4 protein-coding genes and 2 pseudogenes are annotated in these 4,336 nt (G+C 61.1%); 2 read left to right on the forward strand and 4 right to left on the reverse strand.

All coding sequences use genetic code 11. The annotated features are described in order from the left end of the window. Positions 1-376: 376 nt before the first annotated feature. Genes H7A85_RS20550 through H7A85_RS20565 form a run of 4 tightly spaced genes read right to left on the reverse strand, consistent with a single transcriptional unit; the run spans position 377 to position 2,175 of the window. Complete coding sequence (locus H7A85_RS20550; protein ID WP_182422401.1) at positions 377-901, reverse strand: hypothetical protein; 525 nt, start codon at positions 899-901, stop codon at positions 377-379. Further along, positions 885-1,367 (reverse strand): hypothetical protein, encoded by a 483-nt coding sequence (locus tag H7A85_RS20960; protein ID WP_244631304.1) that lies wholly within the window; start codon positions 1,365-1,367, stop codon positions 885-887. The genes H7A85_RS20550 and H7A85_RS20960 overlap by 17 nt, the downstream gene beginning before the upstream one ends. After that, entirely contained in the window at positions 1,334-1,738 is a 405-nt protein-coding gene (locus H7A85_RS20560; protein ID WP_182422402.1) for a hypothetical protein, read from the reverse strand. The genes H7A85_RS20960 and H7A85_RS20560 overlap by 34 nt, the downstream gene beginning before the upstream one ends. Next, positions 1,729-2,175, reverse strand: a complete 447-nt coding sequence (locus tag H7A85_RS20565) for a hypothetical protein (RefSeq protein WP_182422403.1) — start codon at positions 2,173-2,175, stop codon at positions 1,729-1,731. The genes H7A85_RS20560 and H7A85_RS20565 overlap by 10 nt, the downstream gene beginning before the upstream one ends. Positions 2,176-2,431: 256 nt before the next feature. Between H7A85_RS20565 and H7A85_RS20570 the strand changes: the two are divergent. Beyond that, a pseudogene (locus H7A85_RS20570) lies at positions 2,432-2,611 on the forward strand (deubiquitinase); the annotation flags it as partial. Positions 2,612-2,698: 87 nt separating this feature from the next. After that, a pseudogene (locus H7A85_RS20575) lies at positions 2,699-4,160 on the forward strand (transposase). Positions 4,161-4,336: the final 176 nt, after the last annotated feature.

Genomic DNA, 4,336 nt, shown 5'->3' on the forward strand with positions numbered 1-4,336 from the left:
GACAGGGTGGAAACAGCGTCGCCTGTTCGCGATCGGTGCCGACAACGAAGCGTCCCATGCCACCCTCCGGTCATCCCCGATGAGAATAGCACATGCAGGGTTTTGACACAGCCAGGGTCGATAGCGGAAAGGGGAGCTTTACGCGTGATCATCCCGAAAGCTGCAGGCCGGCTTTCAGCCCATCTCGAACGGAGGCACCCGGTGGCGCGTCCCTAATCGCACACTCCCATCGGCAATTCTGGCCATGAGAGAACGACAATGGGACATACGCTATTCGCTCCGGTCATCAGTTCACTTAAGGCATGGAACGCGGGCCGCACGGTCGGCGCCAAAGGGGCGCTGAAGCCGACGAAGGTTTGGGTCGACCGTTTGATCGTCACTCGCACCGGACAGTTTGCTCGGCTTGATATAGGCCGGCACTGAAAACGCCTTGGGTCTTGGTCGCCGTAAGGCCAAGGTCGAGATCGCGGTCGCCATACAGAACCACAAGCGAGAGAAGATCGAGAAACGACGATCCGCCCGCAGTGCTCACGGTGGGTGTGAAGGCAACGTTGGCATCCCCGTTCAGCGGCGCGGACGAGAACTGCGTGGGCGGCACGATGGTGACGCGAAAGCAGTTGACCTGAAGAACGGTGCTGCAGGTCAGGGGCGACACTCCGACCTTGAGAACTGTGGAGACACGGACACGAGCTGCCCGCCCACCAGGGTTCTCGGTCGAAAGGGTGCGCAGGTTCGGCGACGGAGCCAGCGTGCCGGTCGAGGAGACGATTAGCGTACAGGTGCCGACACTGACATCGACGAGCGCCTTGGCCTGTCCGGCCATGCCGAGGAATGCCGTGATTATTGCCAGGAAACGGCCCAGGTTTCTGACAATGCAAACTCTTTCAGCGTTTCTTGTCATCGGTCCAACCTGTGTTCGCCCAGGCGGCGCTGTCGCTAACTCCGCCCTGCGTCGCAGCGTCCTGACGGCTGGATCTGCCGTTGGCGACCCCCATCTGCAGGAGCTTCAGTTCAGCCCGCAGCCGCGCCACTTCCAGTTCGTAAAGTTCGGAGCAGTTCAGGCGCTTGCCGCTGCGGCCGATGGGGATGACGACACGCCCATAGGTCGCGACGTCGTTGTTCCGGTTGTTAGAGCCGTTGATCGCGCCGACATCGAGGTAGGCACCTGATCCTCCCACTGCCGACCGGCACGTCGTGCCGTCTGCCGCTCGCACCTCGTCCTGGCCCTGGGGGAGGGAAACCCCTGGCAGGTTGAAACCGCTTTGGCTTTGATTGAGGTAGTAGATGTCCTCGGCGTTGGCCGAGGCGACACCGACAAAGACGAGAGCGCCTGTCAGGACAAGCGTCTGCCGAAGAACTTGCCACATATCTGAGCTCGGATTTGAGAGTGCGAGTTGGGATAGGGAATGCTCTCGGCGCAGATGCGCACCTTGCGCTCGGTCTGGCCGTCGAAGGGTATGACGACGACGATCGGGCGCGATGCCCCCGTCGACAACATGATGGGGCTGGCAGCAGCCCGAGCACCGGGCACAAGCGCAAAATCCTGGTCGTACACTTTGATCTCGACCTTGATCGGATGGTCGTAGGGATTGGCCGGATACACGCGGACCGCAAACGAGTCCGCGACGCTGCGCACTTCCGCCCGCATGGGCGTCATCGACTGGGCCAGGGATGGCTCGTTCGAGAGGGCTGCCGCCCCGATCATCACCATGAAGGGAATGAGACGCGCTACTGGCATGTCACGGTCACCGTCGCCGAGTAGTCGCCAGCCATGAAGGTGTCCGTGCCGGTCTTGGTGCCGACGAGATGAATATCGACGTTGCGCGTGCCTGCACCCACCATTGGAGTGGATGCACCGGTTTCCGCAACGGACTGGGCCCCTGTCATCGCGTAGGTCGGCACCCAGGTCGTTGTTGTCGTATCGGTCGTGGGAACCGTCGTGGACGGGGTGGCCCCGATGCTGACACTCGTTCCGCCGGTCGTCGTGACATCGACTTTGGCGGCCTTGCCCCCGCCGGCTTTGGAACTCAACACACGCGCGGTCGCATCCGGCACAAGCTTGCCGGCACCATCGACGATGGTGATCGAACATGTCGCTTCGACCTTTCCAGTGAAGGTCACGGAGGCAGACGCCGCCCACGCGTTGGCAGGCAGGAGACCGCTCGCCAGAGCCATTACTATGTAAATTCTCGATCTGATTCTTGACATGGACAGGATCGCCTCTAGTCGCTTCAGGTTGTATTTTTCGCGCCTCCAGCGTGTGCGGACCTTGCGTGAAGCGAAGTGCATCAGACGGAATGCATATGACCGAATATGACGGGGTCGGGTGCATCGGGTATTCGTGGAAACGAAACGGAAAGCCACGCCCCATACAAGTTCAAGGAGCCCGGCCGACTGCGTCACGAGTCTGAGAACCAGAGAAAGTTGCCGCATGTCTGAAGATCGTCGGGAAGCCCTTCGCAAACAGGCTCCAGTCGAGATCGCCCTTCTCGACACCCCGCCGGAACGTGATTTCGATGCCTTGGCCGAGCTGGCTCAACGCATACTCGGCACGACGATGGCTTCGATCACGCTCGTGGATCAAGATCGGCAATGGTTCAAGGCCCGGTGCGTGTCAAATCGCTTTCAAAGCTGGGACTGACTCATCTTTGGTGCAGTTTGACGGTGGGAATGGCGGTTTCCGATAGGGATCGCTGCCATGTCGTGCCGCCTTTCGCTTTCATCAGTAGTTCCGCCCGGGCTTGCCGTTGATCACAAAGAGTTCTCGGACGGCGTTCTCATCGTTACTGCTTCGGCCCGCGCCTCTTGCGTGCCGTGCCCGTCCTGTGATCGTCCCTCGCAGCGCGTTCACAGTCGCTACCATCGACGGTTGGCGAACCTGCTCTTGGGCGGTCGACCTGTCCAACTTCGACTGGTGACGCGGCGCTTCCGGTGTGACGGGCTCGGTTGTCGCAGGAAGATTTTCGCAGAACGCTTCGGGACGACTGTGGCGGAGCGCTCACGACGCACCGGACGCCTGGAAGACATCGTTCATCACGTCGGCCTCGCTCTGGGCGGATGACCCGGAGCCGTCTTTGCTGCAAGGCTGATGCTGCTGGTGAGCAACGACACGCTGCTTCGCGTCGTACGGCCCCGGGCTCGTTCCCTTGACGATCCCATGACAGTGGTCGGGGTCGATGACTGGGCGTTCCGACGCAACCACCGCTACGGCACGATCGTCTGCGATCTCGAATGGCGCCGGATCGTTACGCTGCTGCCGGACCGGGAGATTGGAACGGTGGCCGCATGCCTGGCACACCATCCGACGATCAGAGTTTCTTGAGGCGGTGGTCAAGTCGATGAAGCCGATCCGGACTTCGCTCGATGCGAGGGTGATCGATCCCAAACTTCTGATATCGGCCGAGCGGCTCCAATACGAAGGCTATCTGCGCCGCCAGGAAACAAACGCCGTCATCGCGGATCTTGCGACCAACGGTACGTCGATTAAGGAGATCGTCCGACGGACGGGGCGCAGCCGCAAGTTCGTACGGCTTATCGTGCGCGGCGAGCGCACCGACGTGTTCCGCACCCGTCAGGGCTCGCTCGATCTTCATCTTCCGTTCCTCGACGCGCAGTGGAAAGCAGGCTGCCGCAACGGCGCCGAACTCTAGCGCCGCCTTCGGGCCCTTGGCTTTGCCGGATCAACCCGCGTCGTCTCCGAATGGGCAACGCGCCGACGCCGTTCGGAGCGAATGATCAACGCCCAGCTTCGAAAACCTCCGTCCGCCCGAACCATCGCTCGCCTGATGACGCTGAAGCGCGATCATCTGACCAAAGCCGAAACTCTGACCAAAGCCGAAACTCTGACCGTCGCCGCGATCGAAGAACGAGCGCCGGCTTTGGTGGAGGCCCGGACCCTGATCGACCGTTTCCATTCGATCGTTCGACGCAAAGCCGATGCCGATCTCGATGAGTGGCTCCGTGATGCTGCGCCTAGCCTGATCGCATCGTTCGTCCGCGGTATCACCAAGGATCTCGACACCATACGCGCTGCCGTCACCGAGCCCTGGTCGAACGGCCAAACCGAAGGGCATGTCAACCGGCTCAAGCTCATCAAACGTCAGATGTATGGCCGCGCCAAACTCGACCTTCTCGAAGCAAGGCTCCTCAGCGCACTCTAACCGTCATCGAATATGCGTCAGACTCACAATTGCAGGCGTGTTCACACACTCCGTTTGATCGCAGCCCTTGCAGCCGCCAAGGCGTAGCCAACGCGTGGTAGGACGATCTGCTACCGCCCCAGCCCACAAACCTGCGCGTGATACACTGGGCCATCCCATTGGTCGCCGATTTCACA

This window comes from Aureimonas sp. ME7 (genome assembly GCF_903970965.1).
Lineage (GTDB): Bacteria > Pseudomonadota > Alphaproteobacteria > Rhizobiales > Rhizobiaceae > Aureimonas.